Origin of the sequence: Streptomyces aculeolatus (assembly GCF_020400605.1) — a bacterium.
GTDB classification, from domain to species: domain Bacteria; phylum Actinomycetota; class Actinomycetes; order Streptomycetales; family Streptomycetaceae; genus Streptomyces; species Streptomyces aculeolatus.
Map to the genome: position 1 here is coordinate 258,776 of NZ_JAINRD010000008.1, position 21,260 is coordinate 280,035.

At 71.8% G+C, this 21,260-nt stretch carries 21 protein-coding genes; 3 read left to right on the forward strand and 18 right to left on the reverse strand.

Annotated features, from left to right (window positions below; translation table 11 throughout):
- Positions 1-59: 59 nt before the first annotated feature.
- From LG396_RS16915 to LG396_RS16960, 10 genes are all read right to left on the reverse strand, one after another.
- Entirely contained in the window at positions 60-950 is an 891-nt protein-coding gene (locus LG396_RS16915; protein ID WP_018843155.1) for a diacylglycerol kinase, read from the reverse strand.
- A gap of 17 nt (positions 951-967) precedes the next feature.
- Positions 968-1,909 carry a twin-arginine translocase subunit TatC gene (gene tatC, locus LG396_RS16920; protein WP_027766421.1) on the reverse strand — a complete coding sequence of 314 codons (942 nt, stop codon included), beginning with the start codon at positions 1,907-1,909 and terminating at the stop codon, positions 968-970.
- A 125-nt stretch (positions 1,910-2,034) separates the two neighbouring features.
- On the reverse strand, positions 2,035-2,343 hold the full coding sequence (gene tatA, locus LG396_RS16925) for a Sec-independent protein translocase subunit TatA (RefSeq protein ID WP_018836864.1): 309 nt from the start codon (positions 2,341-2,343) through the stop codon (positions 2,035-2,037).
- A 134-nt stretch (positions 2,344-2,477) separates the two neighbouring features.
- Entirely contained in the window at positions 2,478-2,690 is a 213-nt protein-coding gene (locus LG396_RS16930; RefSeq protein WP_372483516.1) for a hypothetical protein, read from the reverse strand.
- A 115-nt stretch (positions 2,691-2,805) separates the two neighbouring features.
- Positions 2,806-3,732: a helix-turn-helix transcriptional regulator gene (locus LG396_RS16935; protein WP_037751024.1), complete on the reverse strand. Its 927-nt coding sequence runs from the start codon at positions 3,730-3,732 to the stop codon at positions 2,806-2,808.
- Between the two features lie 47 nt (positions 3,733-3,779).
- On the reverse strand, positions 3,780-4,796 hold the full coding sequence (locus LG396_RS16940; protein WP_225795380.1) for a helix-turn-helix transcriptional regulator: 1,017 nt from the start codon (positions 4,794-4,796) through the stop codon (positions 3,780-3,782).
- A gap of 185 nt (positions 4,797-4,981) precedes the next feature.
- Complete coding sequence (locus LG396_RS16945) at positions 4,982-5,356, reverse strand: FKBP-type peptidyl-prolyl cis-trans isomerase (RefSeq protein WP_018836868.1); 375 nt, start codon at positions 5,354-5,356, stop codon at positions 4,982-4,984.
- Positions 5,357-5,467: 111 nt separating this feature from the next.
- Positions 5,468-6,451 carry an FKBP-type peptidyl-prolyl cis-trans isomerase gene (locus tag LG396_RS16950; RefSeq protein ID WP_027746330.1) on the reverse strand — a complete coding sequence of 328 codons (984 nt, stop codon included), beginning with the start codon at positions 6,449-6,451 and terminating at the stop codon, positions 5,468-5,470.
- 127 nt (positions 6,452-6,578) lie between these two features.
- Positions 6,579-7,940, reverse strand: a complete 1,362-nt coding sequence (gene pafA, locus LG396_RS16955; protein ID WP_018836870.1) for a Pup--protein ligase — start codon at positions 7,938-7,940, stop codon at positions 6,579-6,581.
- 9 nt (positions 7,941-7,949) lie between these two features.
- Positions 7,950-9,200 carry an MFS transporter gene (locus tag LG396_RS16960; RefSeq protein WP_037750988.1) on the reverse strand — a complete coding sequence of 417 codons (1,251 nt, stop codon included), beginning with the start codon at positions 9,198-9,200 and terminating at the stop codon, positions 7,950-7,952.
- Between the two features lie 101 nt (positions 9,201-9,301).
- On the opposite strand from LG396_RS16960, the gene LG396_RS16965 reads away from it, so the two are divergent.
- The gene (locus tag LG396_RS16965; RefSeq protein ID WP_225795381.1) at positions 9,302-10,411 is read left to right on the forward strand and encodes a LacI family DNA-binding transcriptional regulator; all 1,110 of its coding nucleotides are present in this window, start codon (positions 9,302-9,304) and stop codon (positions 10,409-10,411) included.
- A gap of 136 nt (positions 10,412-10,547) precedes the next feature.
- Here the strand turns inward: LG396_RS16965 and prcA are convergent, their stop codons facing one another.
- From prcA to LG396_RS17005, 8 genes are all read right to left on the reverse strand, one after another.
- Positions 10,548-11,378, reverse strand: a complete 831-nt coding sequence (gene prcA, locus LG396_RS16970) for a proteasome subunit alpha (RefSeq protein WP_225795382.1) — start codon at positions 11,376-11,378, stop codon at positions 10,548-10,550.
- A 54-nt stretch (positions 11,379-11,432) separates the two neighbouring features.
- On the reverse strand, positions 11,433-12,278 hold the full coding sequence (gene prcB / locus LG396_RS16975) for a proteasome subunit beta (RefSeq protein ID WP_225795383.1): 846 nt from the start codon (positions 12,276-12,278) through the stop codon (positions 11,433-11,435).
- A gap of 129 nt (positions 12,279-12,407) precedes the next feature.
- On the reverse strand, positions 12,408-12,626 hold the full coding sequence (locus LG396_RS16980; protein WP_018836875.1) for a ubiquitin-like protein Pup: 219 nt from the start codon (positions 12,624-12,626) through the stop codon (positions 12,408-12,410).
- A gap of 161 nt (positions 12,627-12,787) precedes the next feature.
- Complete coding sequence (dop, locus tag LG396_RS16985) at positions 12,788-14,299, reverse strand: depupylase/deamidase Dop (RefSeq protein WP_078523978.1); 1,512 nt, start codon at positions 14,297-14,299, stop codon at positions 12,788-12,790.
- Positions 14,300-14,543: 244 nt separating this feature from the next.
- Complete coding sequence (gene arc, locus LG396_RS16990) at positions 14,544-16,310, reverse strand: proteasome ATPase (protein WP_018836877.1); 1,767 nt, start codon at positions 16,308-16,310, stop codon at positions 14,544-14,546.
- A gap of 292 nt (positions 16,311-16,602) precedes the next feature.
- The gene (locus LG396_RS16995; protein WP_018836878.1) at positions 16,603-17,178 is read right to left on the reverse strand and encodes a hypothetical protein; all 576 of its coding nucleotides are present in this window, start codon (positions 17,176-17,178) and stop codon (positions 16,603-16,605) included.
- Between the two features lie 110 nt (positions 17,179-17,288).
- Entirely contained in the window at positions 17,289-18,194 is a 906-nt protein-coding gene (locus LG396_RS17000; protein ID WP_225795384.1) for a tRNA (adenine-N1)-methyltransferase, read from the reverse strand.
- A 27-nt stretch (positions 18,195-18,221) separates the two neighbouring features.
- The gene (locus tag LG396_RS17005; protein ID WP_018836880.1) at positions 18,222-19,391 is read right to left on the reverse strand and encodes a site-2 protease family protein; all 1,170 of its coding nucleotides are present in this window, start codon (positions 19,389-19,391) and stop codon (positions 18,222-18,224) included.
- A gap of 115 nt (positions 19,392-19,506) precedes the next feature.
- On the opposite strand from LG396_RS17005, the gene LG396_RS17010 reads away from it, so the two are divergent.
- Positions 19,507-20,547: a RecB family exonuclease gene (locus LG396_RS17010; RefSeq protein WP_225795385.1), complete on the forward strand. Its 1,041-nt coding sequence runs from the start codon at positions 19,507-19,509 to the stop codon at positions 20,545-20,547.
- Positions 20,548-20,579: 32 nt separating this feature from the next.
- Positions 20,580-21,251, forward strand: a complete 672-nt coding sequence (locus LG396_RS17015) for a response regulator (protein WP_018836882.1) — start codon at positions 20,580-20,582, stop codon at positions 21,249-21,251.
- The last annotated feature ends 9 nt before the right edge of the window (positions 21,252-21,260 follow it).

A 21,260-nucleotide genomic window follows, 5' to 3' on the forward strand; every position in this document is an offset into this window, starting at 1 on the left:
CAGGTCAGCAGGACGGCGGCGGCAGCTCCGGGAGCGCGTCCGGCGCCCGCGGGGGCTGCTCAGCGCACCAGCACCCGCGCCGCGCCCGGCACGCACTCCGCGGTCAGCGGCAGCGGTCCCAGCGGCTCCCCGTCCGCGTACCCGGTGACGTCGGCGGCCGTCAGCGACACGCGCGCGGCCCGGTGCACGGTGACGGCCGGATGGGTCAGGTGCGTGCCCTTGTAGACCCGCGGGAAGACCCGCAGCAGCGTGCGCCGGCTGCACCGGCCGACGACGGTGATGTCGAAGAGCCCGTCGTCCATCCGCGCCTCGTGGCAGATCCGCATGCCCCCGCCGTACGACGGGCCGTTGCCGACGGCGACGAGGGTCGCCTCGATCTCGGTCTCGGGGCCGTCGTCGAGCCGCATCCTGTACGGGATCGGGCGGAACGAGGCCAGCTCGGCGACCATCGCCACGTCGTACTTGAACCGGCCGGGCGGCCAGCTCATCCGGTTGCCGCGGTCGTTGACGCGGGAGTCGAATCCGGAGGCCAGCACGGTGCCGAAGTACGTGTCCCCCGCCTTGCCCAGGTCGATCGCCCGGGTGCTGCCGGACTCCAGGGCGCCGACGACGACCTCCGCCGCGGCGGCCGGGTCGCGCACGGGCAGCCCGGTGGCGCGGGCGAAGTCGTTGCCGGTGCCCACGGCCACGAGGCCCACGGGCACCTCGGTGCCGGCCACGGCCTGCAGGGCCAGGGCCGCCATGCCGTCGCCGCCGACCGATATGAGCGCCCCGGTGCCCGCGGCGACGGCCTCGCGGGCGCCGGCGAGCGCGGTGGCGGCGTCGCTGCCCTGGACGGTGGTCACCTCGTACCCGGCGTCGCGCAGCGCCTCGGCGACGACGGGGGCGGCCTTGGCACCCCGGCCGCGGCCCGCGGTGGGGTTGACGAACACGGTGATATCGCTGGTCACCCGCGTGACCCTAGCGGTCAGGTGGCGTCGTCGTAACCATTTCTGCGGGGCGTGCTGTCGCCGCTCCCGGTGCCGCCGTCGCTGTCGGCCTCGCCGGTGGACTGCTCCGGCAGCGTCGCCGAGGCCGTCACGGACTCCGCGTCGCCCACGTCCTCGGGGGTGAGGTCGAGGTCGGACGCCTCGTCGTCCGCCGGGCCGCGGGCCGCGATACGGGCCCTTCGGCGGTCGTTGAGCAGGGAGAACCCGGTCGCCAGGAAGTACAGCACGATCACCGGGCCGGCCAGCGCGAACATGCCGATCGGGTCGGTGCTGGGGGTGGCGATGGCGCCGAAGGCGACGATGCCGAAGATCATGGCCCGCCACCAGCCGAGCATGCGGCGCCCGGTGACGGCGCCGCCCATGTTGAGCATCACCAGCACGAGCGGCAGCTCGAAGGCGAGCCCGAAGACCACGACCATGCGGGTCAGCAGGTCGAGGTACTCCGGCAGCGGCAGCAGGTTGGTGGCGTTCGACGGGGTGAACTCCAGCAGCACCTCTGCCGTCGTCGGCAGGATCTTGTACGCGAAGAAGGCGCCGCCGAGGAAGAGCGGCACGCCCGCGGCGACGAAGCCGAGGGAGTACTTCTTCTCCTCCTTGTGCAGCCCGGGCGCGAGGAAGGCCCACAGCTGGTACAGCCAGATCGGCGTCGAGACCACCATGCCGGTCATGAAGGAGACCTTCAGCATGATGGTGAACGGCGAGATGAGGCCGTTGACGGTGAAGGAGGCGCAGTCCTCCTCCTTGCCGACGTCCGACGCCTTCAGGTCGTCCGGGCAGCCGACGGATTCGAGCACCGGGTCCATCAGGAAGTCGACGATGTCCTGATAGAAGAAGAGCGACGCGATACAGACGACGAGAATGGCCCCGACGGCCTTCACGAGCCGGTCGCGTAGCTCCCTGAGGTGCTCCGCGAGCGGCATGCGCCCCTCGGGGTCCTTCTCCTCGCGCTCCTTGCGCTCCTTACGGCGGGCAACGCTTAGCAACCCACGTCCTCATCTCGTGCCGCGAGGCCGTCTCCGGCCGCGGAGTGCCCCTGCGGATTCGTTCAGCGCTGCGACTGCGACTGCTGCTGCGTCTGCGGCTGCTGTTCGTTCACCTGCGGCTCGCTGACCGGGCGGGAGCTGGTCACGTCGCCGGGGGCGGCCTGGATGGTCTTGGGTGCGGGCTGCGGCGGGTCCGCCGGGGCGGCCTCGTCCGTCTTCCCCTCGTTCTTCATGGCCTTGGCCTCGCTCTTGAGGATGCGGGCCGACTTGCCCAGCGAACGGGCCATGTCCGGAAGCTTCTTCGCGCCGAACAGCAGGATGACGACGACGAGAATGAGGATGATCTCGGTAGGGCCGAGCCGTCCGAACATATGCGTCTACCTTCTCACCGAGGCTGCGTGGGTTTGGGCGTGATCGATCGTAACCCCCGGGGGTGAACTTCAGGCAATCCCCCGTCGTCCACCAATCGCGGCCCCCGCCTCGCACCGGCGCCGCGATCTGCAGCCTACCTCTCGAATTCGGATCCGGGGAGGTCACGTGTCGAGCCCGCCCGCCTGGCGACGTCCGCCGCCGAGTGTTCGAGATCCCGTGTCGCCCGGCTGACCTGCTGCGCCGCGTCGTCGAGCCGGCGGGCCAGCCGGCGCGCCTCCAGTCCGACTCTAGCGGCGGGGACGGCGAGGGCGACGAGGCCGAGGAAACCGAGCGCGACGGCGGTCATGGGCCACAGCATGGGCGAAGCCTAGCGGCCGCCGCGGCCGCGGAAGTCACCGGCGTCGGCACGGGCCACGACCGATACGTACGACATGCCGTACCTACCGGAATCAGGGCTTTCCTCACTGGACGTCGTACGCCGCAAGCGCCTTGACCGCCGCGTCCCGCGCGCTGTCCGCCAGGTCCCCCGGCGCGACGATCCGCCCGTCCCGCCCCAGCCGCAGCGCCAGCCGGCGCAGCGAAGCCGGGTCCGGCGCGCGCAGCGAGATCCGCAGGCCGCCGTCGGGCAGCTCCTCCGCGCTGTCGTGCGGGTAGTACTCGGCGACCCAACGGCCGCCCGGGCCCACCTCGATGACGACCTCCGGGTCCTCCGCGGACGGCTGGACGATGCCCTCCGACAGGTCGCGCAGCTCGACGGGCGGCGGGTCGGCCGGGGCGTCGAGGATCCGGATCGCGGCGACCCGGTCGAGCCGGAACGTACGCCGCGCCTCCGACAGCCGGCACCACGCCTCCACGTACGTGTGCCCGACGGAGACGAGCCGGATCGGGTCGATCTCCCGCTCGGTCAGCTCGTCCCGTGACGGCGAGTAGTACCGCAGCCACAGCCGGCGCCGCTCCGAGATGGCCCGGTCCACTTCGGCGAAGACACCACCCTCGGACTCGAACGTCACCGAAAGGCTGGAGCTGGCCGCCGCCGACTCACCGGCCGCGGCCTCCAGCTTCGCGGTGGCCCGCAGCAGTGCCTGCCGGTCGCCGGCCCGCAGTCCGGGCAAAGTGGCCACTGCCCGGGCCGCCACCAGCAGGGCGGTGGCCTCGTCCGCGGCCAGTCGCAGCGGCTCGCCGGTGCCGGTGGACTCGGGATTGCGGAACCAGATGCGCTCGCCGTCGGTGTCGATGTCGAGGAGGTCGCCGCCGCGGAAGCTCGTCCCGCACATGGGCAGCACGTCCAGGTCGGAGATCAGCTCGTCCTCGGTGACGCCGAAGGCGCGGGCGACGTCCGAGAGGTACGCGCCGTTGCGCTCGCTCAGATACGTCACCAGCGACAGCATCCGCCTGGTCTGGTCGATGGCACTGGCCACTGCTCCCCCGCTCCCCCTCAGCCCTTGGCCACGGCGCGCAGCCGGTCGATGACGTCGGCCCGCAGCTCGGTGGGCTCCAGAACGACCACGTCGGGCCCGAACTCCACCAGCCAGGCGTCGAGTCCGTGCCCGTACGGGATCTCCAGCTCGTCCCAGCCGGGCAGCACGGCCTCGCGGATCCCGTACGCGCGGGCGCGCAGCGGGTAGCCGGCGCCGGCGCGCAGCCGGATCAGCGCCGAGCGGTCGGCGCTCTCGCCGGCCCAGCGCTCGACGGTCTCGCGTACGGTCACGCGGTCCGGCACCTCGGCGGTGAAGCCGCGGCCGCGGTTGCGGACCCGGCCGGTGATGCGCGAGAGCCGGAAGACCCGCTCGGCGTCGCGGCCGCGGTCGTGGCCGACGAGGTACCAGTGGCCCCGCCAGCACTCCAATTGCCACGGCTCCACGTGCCGGTCCTCCGGGCGGGCCGCATTGGCCTTGCGGTACGGGAAGACCACGGGCCGGCGGTCGCGGCAGGCCAGCATCAGCGGCTCGAACGCCGCCTCACGTACCGGAATCCTCGGCTCCAAGGCGCTGACCTGCTCTGCTGCGCCCGTCTCGGGGTCGTCGGCGGCCCCGGCGAGCGGCATCCCGGCGGCGCGGAGCTTCTGCAGCGCCCCGCTGGCCGCGCCCGCGAGCCGGGCCTGCTGCCAGACTTTCGCGGCCACTCCGAGTGCGGCGGCCTCCTCGGCGTCCAGGGTGACGGGCGGCAGCCGGTTGTTGTCGCGGCGCGCCAGATAGCCGGGCTCGCCGTCCAGGCTCTCGACGGTGTCGATGACCATCCCCAGCTCGCGCAGGTCGTCCTTGTCCCGCTCGAACATCCGGTTGAAGGCGTCCTCACCCGAGGTGTCGGAGCCGAAGGCCGTCCCGCGGCCGGGCCCGAAAGCCTCCACGTACGCCTCGATGGACGTGCGCAGCTCACGCTTGCTGAGCGGGCGGCCGGTGCCGAGCAGGCACAGCGCCAGGCACATCAGCCGCTCCGCCTTGGCGATCGCCATCGAGGGGGTCTCCTTATTGCGCGTCCGGCGCGGCGCTCGGCCGCCGCCGGCGACCGTCGTCCGCACGTGTCGCTGGTGTTCGCAGATGACGACCGTACTCCGCCTGGGCCCGGCGGCCAAAGCGAAGGCCCCCGCCTTGCGGCGAGGGCCCTGCGCTCTGCTTGGTGCGGACGGTGCCGCCGGCGTCAGACCGCGACCAGGTCGCAGACGAAGATCAGCGTCTCGCCCGGCTTGATCCGGCCGCCGCCGGCGCCGGCCTCGCCGTAGGCCAGGTTCGGCGGGATGGTCAGCCGGCGCCTGCCGCCGACCTTCATGCCCGCCACGCCCTGGTCCCAGCCGGGGATGACCTGGCCGGCACCGAGCTGGAACTGCAGCGGCTTGCCGCGGTTCCAGCTCGCGTCGAACTCCTCGCCGCTGGAGAAGGCGACGCCGACGTAGTGGACGGAGACGGTGTCACCGGCCTTCGCGACGGGCCCTTCGCCCTCCCACAGGTCCTGGACCTCCAGGTCGGCCGGCGGCGGGCCTTCGGGGAAGTCGACCTCGGGCTTGTCGATGCTCACGGAAGAACTCCTCGCGCATGGATGGGGGTGAGTGGGCTGCCAAGTCTCGCAGACACCCCGGACGCCCCGCGTCGCGGGCCGCAGGACCGGACCGGCCGCGCGGACCGCAGCTCAGACGGTGCCGAGGATGTCGACGACGAAGACCAGCGTCTTCTTCTCCAGCTCGTGGCCCTTGGACTTGCCGTAGCCCAGGTCCGGCGGGATGACCAGCAGCACCCGGTCGCCTACCTTCTTGCCGACCAGCGCCTTGTCCCAGCCCTCGACGACCGAGCCGGTGCCGATCTGGAAGGTGGCCGCGCCGGCGTTGTCCCAGGAGGCGTCGAACTTCTTGCCGTCCTCCCAGGCGTAGCCGGTGTACTGGGCGACGAGCCCCTGGCCGGCCTCGACCTCGGCGCCCTTGCCCTTGATGAGGACCTGCTCCTCCAGCTCCTTCGGGGCGTCCGCGCCGTCCGGGATGGTGATCTTCGCGGCCTTGCCCGCGGGGATCTCGATCTCCGGCATGCCGTCGCGCGGCTCGGCGGACTCGCCCTTCAGCTCGGCCTTGGGGTCGACCTTCCCGGCGCCGGCGACGTCGATGACCCAGACCAGGCCGTCGCTCTTCTTGATGCCCGACTCGGGGTTGAGGCTCTCGCCGACGAGCGCGCCCGCGGTGCCCTCGACCAGCAGGCGGCTGCCCACCGTGTGGCCCTCGACGGAGTCGAGGACGTCCGGCGGCAGCGACTGGTTCGGCTCGCCGACCTTGCCCATGAGCTGCTGGTGCACGGCGCCCGCGCCCTGCCGGCCGCCGCCCCCCGCGGCCTGCGCCGCCCAGGTGCTGCCCAGGTCCTGGTCGTCCTTCATGGTCTTGCCGGCGAAGTCCAGCCGGACCTGGTCGCCCTTGCCGACCTTGGCGCCGTCGCCCTCGCTGAGGACCTTGACGACGGGCTCGTCGGACGCCTTGGCGTCGTCCGGTACGTCGAACTTCGGCTCCTTGCCGAAGGCACCCGTGACCTTGGTCACGGCGGCGCCCTTGCCCCCGTTGTCGGAATCGGAGGAGTCCTCGGAGCCACAGGCCGCGGCGAACAGCAGGGCGGGCACGACGAGGGCCGCCCCCATGCGGGTCAATTTGCGATGTGTCATGAGTCCAACTCGTGTAGGGGGTCCGGGCAGCTCCGGCCACTCTACGGCCTTCGCGCCCGGATCCCCGTCATCACATCGGTCCCGTCCACACCGCGCGCCCCGCCTACATTCCGGCGATCAGCTTTTCCACCCGGTCGTCCACGGAGCGGAACGGATCCTTGCACAGCACGGTCCGCTGCGCCTGGTCGTTCAGCTTCAGGTGCACCCAGTCCACCGTGAAGTCCCGGCGCTGCTCCTGCGCCCGGCGGATGAAGTCGCCGCGCAGCCGGGCGCGGGTGGTCTGCGGCGGGACCGACTTGGCCTCGAAGATCTTCAGGTCGTTGCAGACCCGGGCGGCCTGGCCCCGCTTCTCCAGCAGGTAGTACAGCCCGCGGCGGCGGTGGATGTCGTGGTAGGCGAGGTCTATCTGCGCGATCCGGGGGTGGGAGAGGGTGATGTTGTTCTTCGCCCGGTAGCGCTCGATGAGCTGGTGCTTCATCACCCAGTCGATCTCCGTGCCGACCTTGGCGAGGTCCTGGGAGCGGATCGCCTCCAGGGTGCGGCCCCACAGCTCCAGGACCTGCTCGACGACACCGGTGCGGATGCCCCGGCGGTCCACGAAGTCCACGGCCTTCTCGTAGTACTCCTGCTGGACCTCCAGCGCGGACGCCTCGCGCCCGCTGGCGAGCCGCACCTTGCGCTGCCCGGTCATGTCGTGGCTGACCTCGCGGATGGCCCGGATCGGGTTCTCCAGGGTCAGGTCACGCATCACCGTGCCGGCCTCGATCATGCGCAGCACGAGGTCGGTGGCGCCGACCTTGAGCAGCATGGTCGTCTCGGACATGTTGGAGTCGCCGACGATGACGTGCAGCCGGCGGTAGCGCTCGGCGTCGGCGTGCGGCTCGTCGCGGGTGTTGATGATCGGCCGGGAGCGCGTCGTGGCGGAGCTGACGCCCTCCCAGATGTGCTCCGCACGCTGGCTGACGCAGTAGACCGCGCCGCGCGGCGTCTGCAGCACCTTGCCGGCGCCGCAGATGAGCTGCCTGGTGACGAGGAACGGAATGAGGATGTCGGCGAGCCGGGAGAACTCGCCGTGCCTGGCCACCAGGTAGTTCTCGTGGCAGCCGTAGGAGTTGCCGGCGGAGTCGGTGTTGTTCTTGAAGAGGTAGACGTCGCCGGCGATGCCCTCCTCGTGCAGCCGGCGCTCCGCGTCCACGAGGAGGCCCTCGAGGATGCGCTCGCCCGCCTTGTCGTGGGTGACCAGCTCGATGACGTTGTCACACTCGGGAGTTGCGTATTCGGGGTGCGAGCCGACGTCCAGGTACAGGCGTGCGCCGTTACGCAGGAAGACGTTGCTGCTGCGGCCCCAGGAGACGACCCGGCGGAAGAGGTAGCGCGCCACCTCGTCCGGGGACAGGCGGCGCTGTCCCCGGAACGTGCACGTGACGCCGTACTCGTTCTCAAGCCCGAAAATGCGGCGGTCCATGACTGAACATTACGCCTGTCGCTCTGTTTCGAAACCGGGTGCAGCTCCGCCGATTCGATCTTTTTCGACCGGCCGGGCCGAAGGGCCGGTCCGCGCGAGAACCCGGACGAAGCCGGTCAGCACCAGCAGCGCCGCCGCACCGCCGAGTCCGACGACCGCGAAGCCGCCGGTCCCGCCGCCGTGCTCGACCGCGGGACCGCTGATCGCCGTGCCGGCAGCGGCGCCGAAACCGAAGGTCGTCACCAGCCAGGAGAACGCCTCCGTGGCCGTACCGCGCGGCGCGTGCCGGTCGACGACGACGAAGGAACAGGCGAGCGCGGGGGCGAGGAAGAGGCCCGCGACACCGGAGAGCAGGGTCATCGGGACCGTGCCGGGGGTGAGCATCAGCGGCAGGTAGCCGACCGCCAGGCCCGCCAGCAGCAACTGAAGCCGACGCTCGGCCCGGCCCGGCCACTGCCGGGCACCGTAGACGACGCCGCCGACCAGGGCGCCGGCGCCGAGCGCGGAGAGGAGGTATCCGCCGATGGCGTCGTCGCCGCGGGCGTCTGCGTACGCGACGGAGGCGACGGCCGTACCGCCGAGGGCGACGCCGACGAAGAAGAAGGCGCCGAGGATCACCAGCAGCCCCGGCGCGCGCAGCGCCCCCAGCCAGTGCGCCTCGCGCGGCTCGGAGCGCCACCGGCGGGCCGGTGGCGAGAGGACGACCCACAGGGCGCCGAGCACGCCGAGGGCGTTGAGCACGAGCAGCGCGGCGGCCTCGGAGCCGGTGGCGACCAGCAGGGTGACGATCAGCGGCGCGACGGCGAACATCACCTCCTGCGCGACGGCGTCCAGCGCGTACGCCCCGTGCACCCGGTCCTGTCGCTTGAGGACGCTGGGCCACAGCGCCCGCAGGGCGCCCTCCAGCGGCGGTGTGAAGAGCCCGGCGACCAGGACGGCGGCGCAGGCCAGCGGCAGCGGGTCGGTGCCCACGACGGCGAACAGGGCCATGCCGGCGGCGGACAGCAGGGCGCTGGGCAGCAGCACGCGCGGCTGGCCGCGCAGGTCGACGGCGCGGCCGAGGAGCGGCTGCCCGACGGCGGTGGCCAGGCCGTAGCCGCCGGAGAGGACCCCGCCCAGGGTGTACGAGCCGCCCTCGGCCCGGACGAACAGCACGATCGCGAACGCGGCGGTGGCGTTGGGCAGCCGCCCGATGAGCGTTCCGGCGAGCAGCCGGCCGACGTGTCTGACGCGCAGCAGCTCGGTGTATCCGCGCAGCACTGGCCCTCCCGAGACGCTGAAGTGTTACGTATAACGTCGTAGGTTATACGTAACACGGGCGAGGGTCGACCCCGTACGCCGGAACGGGACGAGGAGGCACCATGCGGGGCGCGCACGAGGACGGAAGGCACGCCGCGGCGCGCACCGGGCCGCCCGAGGCCCGCGAGCCGGCCCCGCGGTCCGCCGCCGGCCGCGGCGGCGGCGTCACCAGCCGCGACGTCGCCCGCGCCGCGGGCGTCTCCCAGGCGGCCGTCTCCCTCGTCCTCGGCGACAAGTGGCGCGGCCGCGTCTCCGCCGCCAAGGCCGACGCCGTCCGCGCCGCCGCCCGCGAACTGGACTACCGCCCCAACGCCGCCGCCCGCACCCTGCGCACGGGCGGCACCCGCACCGCGCTCCTCGTCGTCCCCGCGCTCACCAACGAGTTCTTCGCCGGCGTCCACGCCGGCGCCGCCCGCGCCGCCGCCGCCCACGACTTCGGCGTGGTGCTCTACCCCTCCCCCGAAGGCATCGGGCCCGCCCGCGACCCCTTCGCCGCCGCCCACACCGCCGTCGACGGCGTCATCGCCTCCTCCATGGCCACCGACGCCGTACGGGCCCTGCGCGCCGGCGGACTGCCGCTCGTCATGCTCGACAGCGACCCGGCGGACGCCGGCGCCGTCGCCACCGTCAACGCCGACGTCGCCGACGGCATGCGCCAGGTCGCCCGGCACCTGCTCGAACTGGGCCACCGGCGGATCACCCACCTCGCCGCGGCCATAGACTCCTGGACCTTCACCGCCCGCGGCCGCGCCCTGGCCGACGCGCTGATCGCCGTGCCCGGCGCCCGGCTGCGCACCGAGCCCGCCGAACTGTCCGTCGCCGGCGGGCTGGCGGCGGCGCAGCGCGCCCTGGCGGGCCCGGCCGCCGCCCGGCCCACCGCGCTGGTCTGCGACGACGACCTGCTCGCCGCCGGCGCCCTGAAGGCCGTACGGCGCCTCGGGCTGCGGGTCCCGTACGACGTGTCCGTCACCGGCTTCGACGACCTGGCGCTGGCCACCGCCGTCGAGCCCGAGCTGACCACGGTGCGGCTCCCGGCCGGCACCGTGGGCGCGGCCGGCATGACGGCGCTGCTCGACGCCGTCGCGGGCCGCGGCGCGGAGAGCACGACGGTCCCGGCCCGGCTGACGGTACGCACCTCCACGGCCCCGGCACCGGACGCACAGCGCCGGTGACGGGGAGCGGACATCCGGACGGGGCGGCCGGTTTCGGCAGCGGGTTGCCGGGGACGACGGGCCCGCCTCCGGCGGGTCCGGACACGACGACGGGCGGGCCCGTCTCTGGGCCCGCCCGGTCGACGCCGTACTTCTGCTACTTCTTCTTCTTGGTGCCGGAGCCGCCCTCGGGCTTCTCCGCCGCGGCGTCCTTGTCCGACTCGGCGGCCTCGGCGGCCTCGGCTCCCTCGGCGTCGTCCGCGCCGGCGGCGCCCGCAGCGCCGTCGCCGTCCTCCTCCAGCAGCCGGGAGAGCTGACTGCCCAGAATCCGGCGGAACTTCCGCTGCTGCGGCCGGTTGCGGTCCAGGACCGCGACCTCCAGCTGCTTCGACGTCAGCTCGCGCTCGCCGCCGTTGTTGTCCCGGGCGAGGGACTCCGCCGCCAGCTTCAGCCCCTCCGCCAGGGTCATGCCCTCGCGGTGCCGCTGATCGAGATAGCTGCTGATCTGATCGGAATTGCCGCCGACCGCGACCGAACCATGCTCGTCGACGATCGAACCGTCATGCGGCAGCCGGAAGATCTGGTCGTCGGCGGGGGTCTCCCCCACCTCCGCGACGATCAGCTCCACCTCGTACGGCTTCTCCGCGCCGCTGGAGAAGATCGTGCCGAGTGTCTGCGCGTAGACGTTCGCGAGGCCGCGGGCCGTGACGTCCTCGCGGTCGTACGTGTACCCGCGCAGATCGGCGTAGCGGACGCCGCCGATCCGCAGGTTCTCGAACTCGTTGTACTTGCCGACGGCGGCGAAGGCGATCCTGTCGTAGATCTCGCTGACCTTGTGCAGGGCCCGGGACGGGTTCTCGGCGACGAACAGGATGCCGTCGCTGTACTGCAGCACCACCACGCTGCGCCCGCGCGCGATGCCCTTGCGGGCGTACTCCGCGCGGTCCGCCATGGCCTGCTGGGGTGAGACATAGAACGGTGTCGACACCGGCTTATCCGTCCCTCTCTGCTCGTTGAGAAATCTCGTGGGGCCGCACGACCGTCACAGCACGGACGCGCGCGGGCCGTCGGGCTGCTCCAGCCGGCCGTCGACCACCGAGCGGGCGATCTCGGAGACCTCGGCCTCGCTCAACCTGCGGAAGCCCTCGTCGGTGATGGACGTGACGATGGGGAAGATACGGCGGGTCATGTCCGGCCCGCCGGTGGCGGAGTCGTCGTCCGCCGCGTCGTAGAGCGCCTGGACGACGACGGTGGCGGCCTGCGCCTCCGTCAGCTCGTCCGTGAAGAGCTTCTTCAACGCACCGCGCGCGAACACCGATCCCGAGCCCACGGAGGCGAAGCCCCGCTCCTCGGTCCGGCCGCCCGTCACGTCGTACGAGAAGATGCGGCCCTTCTCCCGCGCCGGGTCCCAGCCCGCGAAGAGCGGCAGGACTGCCAGACCCTGCATCGCCATGCCCAGGTTGGACCGGATCATCGTGGACAGCCGGTTGGCCTTGCCCTCCAGGGAGAGCTGCGCGCCCTCGACCTTCTCGAAGTGCTCCAGCTCCAGCTGGAACAGCCGCACCATCTCGACGGCGACGCCCGCGGTGCCGGCGATGCCGATGGCCGAGAACTCGTCCGCGGGAAAGACCTTCTCGATGTCACGCTGCGCGATCATGTTCCCCATGGTGGCGCGCCGGTCCCCGGCGAGGACGACCCCGCCGGGAAAGGTCACGGCCACGATGGTGGTGCCGTGCGGTGCCTCGACGGCACCCTTCACGGGCGGCACCTCCCGATTGCCCGGCAGAGCCGCCGGAGCGTGTTCACCCAGGAAGTCCATGAACGAGGACGAGCCCGGCGTCAGGAAGGCGGCTGGCAGACGCCCGGTACTCCGAGGGTTGGCTTCCACGCGAATCCTTCCGGGTACGGCGGCCCGCCCCCCACGGGCCGAGCCGGTGACTTGCGCTGGGCACGGACCTTACCCGTGCCCCCGTCCGGGCGTCCGCCCGGTTGCTACCCGGACGGACGCCCGGGGCGGCTACTCGCCGCCCTTTTGCACGAACGAACGCACGAAGTCCTCGGCGTTCTCTTCGAGCACATCGTCGATCTCGTCGAGGACGGAATCCACGTCCTCCGACAGCTTCTCCTGCCGCTCCTTCAGGTCCTCGGAGACCTCGGCGTCCTGCGCCTGCTCCTCGACCTCTTCCTGGGACCGCGTGGCCTTCTGCTGACCACCGCCGGTGTCCTTGGTCGCCATATCCCTCACCCCGCTCGGTGTCGCCCGATGGTCCTGACTGCGTCGCCCTACAAGATCCGACCCTACAAGCTGGGGCCGACATCGGCCCGGTGCTCTCTCAACGCTCGGAGGCCACCCGGATGATTCCCCGCCGCGCCGCCTTTAGCCCGGTCCGTCCCGGATCAGCCGCCCGAGAGGACCCGGACCAGCTCCTCCGCCGTGCGGCAGCGGTCCAGCAGCTCCTTGACATGGTTGCGGGTACCCCGGAGGGGTTCCAGCGTGGGGACCCGCTGCAGGGAGTCGCGGCCGGGGAGGTCGAAGATGACCGAGTCCCAGGAGGCCGCGGCGACGTCGTCCGCGTACTGTTCGAGGCAGCGGCCGCGGAAGTACGCCCTGGTGTCCTCCGGCGGGTTCTTCACGGCCTGGAGGACCTCGTCCTCGGTCAGGAGCCGCTTCAGGCGGCCGCGGGCCGCCAGCCGGTTGTACAGGCCCTTCTCGGGGCGGACGTCGGCGTACTGGAGGTCGACCAGGGCGAGGCGCGCCGCGTCCCACTCCAGGGCGTCGCGGCGGCGGTAGCCCTCCAGGAGCTCCTTCTTGGCCAGCCAGTCCAGCTCGCCGGAGAGGCTCATGGGGTCGGCTTCCAGCCGGTTGAGGGTGTCCTCCCAGCGGGTGAGCACGTCCTTGGTCTGGTCGTCCGCGTCCGCGCCGAAGCGCTCCTCGACGTACTTGCGGGCCAGCTCGCAGTACTCCATCTGGAGCTGTACGGCGGTGAGCGTGCGCCCGCTGCGCAGCACGACCTGGTGGCGCAGCGTTGGGTCGTGGGAGACCTGGTGCAGGGTGCGCACGGGCTGCTCGACGGCCAGGTCGACGGCGATGAAGTCGTCCTCGATCATCGACAGCACCAGGGCGGTGGTGCCGAGCTTGAGGTAGGTGGAGATTTCCGAGAGGTTCGCGTCGCCGATGATGACGTGGAGCCTGCGGTATTTCTCGGCGTCGGCGTGCGGCTCGTCGCGGGTGTTGATGATGGGGCGTTTGAGGGTGGTTTCCAGGCCGACCTCGACTTCGAAGTAGTCGGCGCGCTGGCTGATCTGGAAGCCGTGCTCGTTGCCGTCCTGGCCGATGCCGACGCGGCCGGCGCCGGTGAAGACCTGGCGGGAGACGAAGAAGGGCGTGAGGTGGCGCACGATGTCCGAGAAGGGGGTTTCCCGCTTCATCAGGTAGTTCTCGTGGCAGCCGTAGGACGCGCCCTTGTTGTCGGTGTTGTTCTTGTAGAGGTGGATGGGCTGGGCACCGGGCAGTTGGCCGGCGCGTTCCGCGGCTTCGGCCATGATGCGCTCGCCCGCCTTGTCCCAGAGGACGGCGTCGCGTGGGTTGGTGACCTCGGGGGCGCTGTACTCGGGGTGGGCGTGGTCGACGTAGAGCCGGGCGCCGTTGGTGAGGATGACGTTGGCGAGGCCGATGTCCTCGTCGGTCAGCTGGCTGGCGTCCGCGGCCTCGCGGGCGAGGTCGAAGCCGCGGGCGTCCCGCAGCGGGTTCTCCTCCTCGAAGTCCCAGCGGGCGCGGCGCGCCCGGTGCATCGCCGCCGCGTAGGCGTTGACGACCTGGGATGAGGTGAGCATGGCATTGGCGTTCGGATGGCCCGGGACGGAGATTCCGTACTCCGTCTCGATGCCCATTACTCGCCGTACGGTCATGCGGCCCTCCTTGCCCGGTACCGTCCGTGGCCCTGGACGGCACTCAAGTACCGCTGCGTCTGCGGCACGTGTGGTCCCTGCGGCGGCAATGCGCTGCGCCGCGCGCCGGTACGGAAGAGCCTAGAACGCCTTGGCGGCAGTGGGGAGATCATTACAGTCTTTGCTCCGGTCGGTTCGCACCCGTGGAAATACGTGTCCGGCTGCGGGCGGCCGTGTGGTGCCCCCCGCAGCCGGATCGCCGCATTTACAGGTACTGACCGGTGTTGGCCACCGTGTCGATCGACCGGCCGGTGTCCGCGCCCTGCTTTCCGGTGACGAGGGTGCGGATGAACACGATCCGCTCGCCCTTCTTTCCGGAGATACGGGCCCAGTCGTCGGGGTTGGTCGTGTTGGGCAGGTCCTCGTTCTCCTTGAACTCGTCGACGCAGGCGGCGAGGAGGTGGGAGACGCGCAGGCCCTTCTGGTTGTGGTCGAGGAACGCCTTGATGGCCATCTTCTTGGCGCGGTCGACGATGTTCTCGATCATTGCGCCGGAGTTGAAGTCCTTGAAGTAGAGGACTTCCTTGTCGCCGTTGGCGTACGTGACTTCGAGGAACCTGTTCTCCTCGGACTCGGCGTACATCTGCTCCACGACGGACTGGATCATCGCGTCCACGGTGGCCTCGGCGGATTCGCCGTGCTCGGACATGTCCTCGGCGTGCAGCGGCAGGGTCCGGGTGAGGTACTTGGAGAAGATGTCCTTGGCGGCCTCGGCGTCGGGGCGCTCGATCTTGATCTTCACGTCGAGCCGGCCGGGGCGCAGGATCGCGGGGTCGATCATGTCCTCGCGGTTGGAGGCGCCGATGACGATGACGTTCTCCAGGCCCTCGACACCGTCGATCTCGGAGAGCAGCTGCGGGACGATGGTGTTCTCCACGTCCGAGCTGACGCCGGAGCCGCGGGTGCGGAAGAGGGAGTCCATCTCGTCGAAGAAGACGATGACGGGGGTGCCCTCGCTGGCCTTCTCACGGGCCCGCTGGAAGACCAGGCGGATGTGCCGCTCGGTCTCGCCGACGTACTTGTTGAGCAGCTCGGGGCCCTTGATGTTCAGGAAGTAGCTCTTGCCCGCGGGGCGGCCGGTGTGCTCGGCGACCTTCTTGGCCAGCGAGTTGGCGACCGCCTTGGCGATCAGCGTCTTGCCGCAGCCGGGCGGGCCGTAGAGGAGCACGCCCTTGGGGGGCCGCAGCTCGTGCTCCTTGAAGAGGTCGGGGTAGAGGTACGGCAGCTCGACGGCGTCCCTGATCAGCTCGATCTGGTTGCCCAGGCCGCCGATCTTGGTGTAGTCGATGTCGGGGACCTCTTCGAGGACCAGCTCCTCGACCTCGCTCTTGGGGATGACCTCGTAGACGTACCCGGAGCGGGGCTCCAGGAGCAGGGCGTCGCCGGCGCGGATGGTGGTGTGCAGGAGCGGCTCGGCGAGCCGCACCACCTTCTCCTCGTCGGTGTGCCCCATCACGAGGGCGCGCTCGCCGTCCTCCAGGATCTCCTTGAGGGTGACGATGTCGCCGGAGCGCTCGAACTCCATGGCCTCGACCACGTTCAGCGCCTCGTTGAGCATCAGCTCCTGCCCGCGGCGGAGCTCGTCGAGCTCCACGCTGGGGCTGACGTTCACCCGCAGTTTGCGGCCGCCGGTGAAGATGTCCGCCGTGCCGTCGTCGGTGGCCTGGAGGAAGACTCCGAAGCCGGCGGGCGGCTGGGCCAGCCGGTCGACTTCTTCCTTCAGGGCGACGATCTGGTCGCGCGCCTCACGGAGAGTGTTGGCCAGGCGCTCGTTCTGCGCGGACACTCCGGCGAGGTTGGTCTGCAACTCGACGATGCGTTCTTCGAGGATCCTCGTGTGACGCGGCGAGTCGGCGAGCTTTCGTCGCAGGACGGCGATCTCCTGCTCAAGGTAGGCGACCTGACCGGCAGGGTCTTCGGACCCTCGACCCGGCCGGATGCCGCGGTTGGTGTCGTCGTCGTGGGCTGCCACGGTCCTCACCTCCTCCAAGGGGAGCTGGACGCTTCCTGACCCTACCTGGCCGCGTCCCACTTGAAACCCCTAGATCACAAAGACGGTCGGGGTGCATCCGATCTTCACCCGTGCGCCCGTCCTCACGCCAGGCAAATACCCATCCAGCAACATCGGAAAGCAGCCATTTGTTTCGTCTACAACGTTCAACACCCGCCAAGGGTGCCTGGAATTGCAGCGGAACGACGACTCCTCCCCCGTCCGTTCCCGGGACCGGCGGGAAGTCGGCGCGGAGGGGTCGCGGCGGAACGGCTCAGACCTGGGTGCCGGGGACCGGCTCGGCGGTGAGACGGAAGCGGCCGTCCGCCCACTTCCAGGTCACGTTGCGCTGCTTGTCCGGCTTGCTGCGGGGGACGTCCGGCGAGGAGTAGCCGAGGAGGGTGGCCGAAATCTCGTTTTCGCGGACAGCGAATGCCCCGACGCTCATGCCCTCGGCGGGGTCGAGGAGTGTCTCGGTCACGCGCGGTGACACCCCGGGCTTCGTGGCGGAGACGACGTACATCCCGCTGGGCGGGGAGCCGGCGGCGGCCCGGCAGCGCACCACGGCCACGGTCTCGGCCCGCCCGTCGGCGTCGAAGTCGGCGGAGCCGTGCTTGAACACCTCCGGCTCGGTCCCGGCGCAGTCCACCGGGTAGTGGGCGGCGCTCGGGTCCGGCCCGGGGGCGGGTCTGCCGCCGTGGTCGCTCTTGCCGTCGTTGCCGGCGGCGACGGTCGGGGGCTGGATGAGGGCCGCGAGGGCGACGACGGCGGCCATGGCGGCCGCGGTGGCGATCCAGTGCACCGCGCGGGGGTGTGCGTGCGGGAGGTCGGCGCCGGGCAGAGGCTGCACGGGTGAGGCTCCTGTGAGGGCTGGGAGGGCCGTGGGGAGGCCAGCATGGTGTCACACGCCGGCCGCCCGCGGAACGTCCCCTGCCGCTTCTCTGCGGGTTCTGTGCCCGTTCAGCTGTCGGCGGCGGCCCGCTGGCGGCCGGGACCGGTGTAATCCTCCCCGTACGCCCCCTTCGCGGGCCGGCGGCGGCGCAGCGGCGGCTCGACGCCGTCGGCGAGCCTGCGGGCGGTGAGCAGGAAACCGGTGTGGCCGATCATGCGGTGGTCGGGCCGTACGGCCAGGCCCTCGACGTGCCAGTTGCGCAGCATGGTCTCCCACGCCTGGGGCTCGTTGAAGTTGCCGTGCTCGCGAATGGACTCCACGGTGCGGGCGAGCTGGGTGGTGGTGGCCACGTAGGCGCAGACGATGCCGCCCGGCACGAGGGCCTTGGCGACCGCGTCCAGGCACTCCCAGGGCGCGAGCATGTCCAGGATGACGCGGTCGACCTCGGTGTCGGAGAGGTTGTCCTGGAGGTCGCCGACGGTGAGCTGCCAGGCCGGGTGGGGGCCGCCGAAGTAGCGCTCGACGTTCTGCCGGGCGACGTCGGCGAAGTCCGCGCGGCGCTCGTAGGAGTGCAGCATGCCGCTGTCGCCGACGGCGCGCAGCAGGAAGCTGGTCAGCGACCCGGAGCCGACGCCCGCCTCGACCACGCGCGCGCCGGGGAAGACGTCGGCGAACGCCAGGATCTGGCCGGCGTCCTTCGGGTAGACGACGGCCGCTCCGCGCGGCATGGACAGGACGTAGTCGGGGAGCAGGGGGCGCAGCGCGAGGTACGGGACGTTGCCCGTGGTGCGCACGACGGTTCCCTCGGGGGCGTCGATCAGCTCGTCGTGCGGGAAGGAACCCTTGTGGGTGTGGAAGGCCTTCCCGGCTTCGAGCGTGAACGTGTAGTGGCGGCCCTTGGGGTCGGTGAGCTGTACCTGGTCCCCGACCTGGAAGGGCCCGCGGCGGCGGGCGGCACCGGTCGGCTCGGACATGCCGCTCACCCTACCGGCCGGCGGGGGTCAGACCTGCGGCCGGGCCATGGCGGCGACGAAGGCGCGCTCGACGTCGGAGGTGGCGAGCACCCCGTAGATGTGGCCGGTCTCCTCCAGCACCAGGTACTCGCTGTGGGGGCTCTCGCGCAGGTGCTCCAGCAGCTGCTCACCGGTCAGCTCGGCGGAGAGCTTCATCTCGTCCGTGAGGTCCTGGGAGAGCGAGCTGACGGCCACCCAGGGGCGCCGGTGGGCGGGCGTCTGGGCGATGGCGGCGCCGCGTACGACGCCGGTGGGGTCGCCGCGGCCGTCGACGACGACGAGGGCGCGGGCGCCGGCGGCGTCGGCCCGGCGCAGCGCCTCGGACAACGGGGTGTCGGCGGTGACGGGCGCCGCACGGCGGGTGAGGGCGCGGGCGCGCAGCTCGGGCAGCCGCTCGCGGAGCCGGGCCATGCGCAGGCTGTTGCCGGCGCCGGTCCAGATGATCGCGGCGAGGATCGCGGCCAGCAGGGCGTCGGTGACGGTGTCGACGCTGCCGGGGTCGGAGGCGCGGGAGTGGGTGAAGAGCGGGAGGCCGATGAGGGTGGCCACGGCCAGCGCACGGCCCACCCAGGCGGCGACGACGGTGCCGGTCATCGGTTTGCCGCTGACCTTCCACACCACGGCGCGCAGCATCCGGCCGCCGTCGAGCGGCAGGCCGGGCAGCAGGTTGAAGATCGCCACGATGAGGTTGGAGATCGTCAGCGCCGCGAGCAGCACGGCGGGGACGGTGTCCTGCTCGACGAGCTGGAGGGCGCCGTAGAAGCCGCCGGCGAGCACGAGGGAGAGCAGCGGTCCGGCGAAGGCGAGCCAGAACTCGCGGCCCGGGGTCTCGGACTCCTTCTCGATCTCCGAGACGCCGCCGAAGAACTGCAGCTGGATGCGGCGTACGGGCAGCTTGTAGTGGAGGGCGACGCGGGTGTGCGCCAGCTCGTGGACGAGCACGGAGGCGTAGAAGGCGACGGCGAAGAAGAGCGCGATGACATAGCGCAGGGCGCCCAGCTCGGGCAGGATCCGTTCGAGCTGGCCGCCGAAGACCCAGGTGATGAGGGCGGCGACGAGGAACCAGCTCGGGGCGACGTACACGGGCACGCCGAAGGGGCGGCCCATGAGGATGCCGCCGCCGCGGCCGGGCCGATCGCCCCTGCGCTCCTCGCTCACGACTTCCACTCCTGCCCGCTCGTGTACCCGCTCGTGGCGCTCGTTCTCCTGCCCGCCGGTCCGGTCTGCATCGTATGCCGCCGGTTGTCGGTCCCGGGCTCTAGGGTCGTACACCATGAGTACCCGCACCGACACCGGGAACCACCCCGCGGACCCCGCCCCGCCGCCGTCCGGGGAGGGCGGCGGGCCGGACGCGCCACGGGCGCCGGCGCCGCCCCGGGCACTGTCGCCGTCCCGCGCGGCGGACTTCATGACCTGCCCGCTGATGTACCGCTTCCGGGTGATCGACAGGCTGCCGGAGAAGCCGCGCGCCTCCGCGGCCCGCGGGACGCTGGTGCACGCGGTGCTGGAGCGGCTCTTCGACGACCCTGCCGCCGAGCGTACGCCGCCGCGGGCGCGATCGCTGGTGGCGCCGGCGTGGGAGCGGCTGCTCGCGGACCGGCCGGAGCTGGCGGAGCTGTTCACGGACGGTGACGGGGACGGCGGCGGAGACGTCGGCGGGGACGGTGACGGGGGGTCCGGCGACGGCGGGGACGCCGCCGCGGCCGGGGCCGCCGAGCGGCTGGCGGAGTGGCTGGCGGGGGCCGAGCGGCTCGTCGAGCGGTGGTTCACGCTGGAGGACCCGGCGCGGCTGGAGCCCGCGGAGCGGGAGCTGTTCGTGGAGACCGTGCTCGCCTCCGGGCTGAAGCTGCGCGGCGTCATCGACCGGCTCGACGTGGCGCCGACGGGCGAGGTCCGCGTCGTGGACTACAAGACGGGCAAGGCGCCCCCGCCGGAGTACGCGGCGGACGCCCTCTTCCAGATCAAGTTCTACGCGCTGGTGCTGTGGCGGCTGCGCGGCAGCGTCCCGCGCCGGCTGCAGCTGGTCTATCTGGGCAGCGGCGATGTGCTGACGTACGACCCCGACGAGGCCGATCTGCGCGGCGTGGAGCGCAAGGTCCTCGCCCTGTGGGAGGCGATCCGGCGGGCGACGGAGAGCGGCGACTGGCGGCCGCGGCCGGGCCGGCTGTGCGGCTGGTGCGACTTCAAGGACTCCTGCCCCGCCTTCGGCGGGACCCCGCCCCCGTATCCGCTGACCGGCGTCGACCTGGGCCTGCCGCAGCCCCGCCCGGCCGGGGCCGGTGACGGTGCACAGGGCAGAATGGACACCGCCTGACAGTTCGGTCCGGCCGAGGAAGAGGAGACCCTGTGGCCATCCGCGTCCTGCTCGTCGACGACCAGCCGTTGCTGCGCACCGGCTTCCGCATGATCCTGGAGGCCGAGCAGGACATCGCCGTCGTCGGCGAGGCCGGCGACGGGCTGCAGGCGCTCGACCAGGTCCGGGCGCTGCAGCCGGACGTGGTGCTGATGGACATCCGGATGCCGCGGATGGACGGCGTGGAGGCCACCAGGCAGATCACCGGCGCCGGCCGGGACGGGCCCGCGAAGGTGCTGGTGCTGACCACCTTCGACCTCGACGAGTACGTGGTGGAGGCGCTGCGCGCCGGGGCCAGCGGCTTCCTGCTGAAGGACGCGCCGGCCGGGGAGCTGGTGCAGGCGATCCGCGTGGTCGCCGCCGGGGACGCGATGCTGGCCCCGAGCATCACCAAGAGGCTGCTGGACAAGTTCGCGACCAAGCTGCCGACGGGAGAGCAGGACGTGCCGGACACCCTGGACACGCTCACCGAGCGCGAGGTGGAGGTGCTCAAGCTGGTCGCCCGCGGGCTGTCGAACGCGGAGATCGCCGCCGACCTCTTCGTCAGCGAGACGACCGTGAAGACGCATGTGGGCCATGTGCTGACCAAGCTGAGCCTGCGCGACCGGGTGCAGGCCGCGGTCTACGCGTACGAGAGCGGGCTGGTGCGCCCCGGCGGGTCCTGAGCGCCGGCC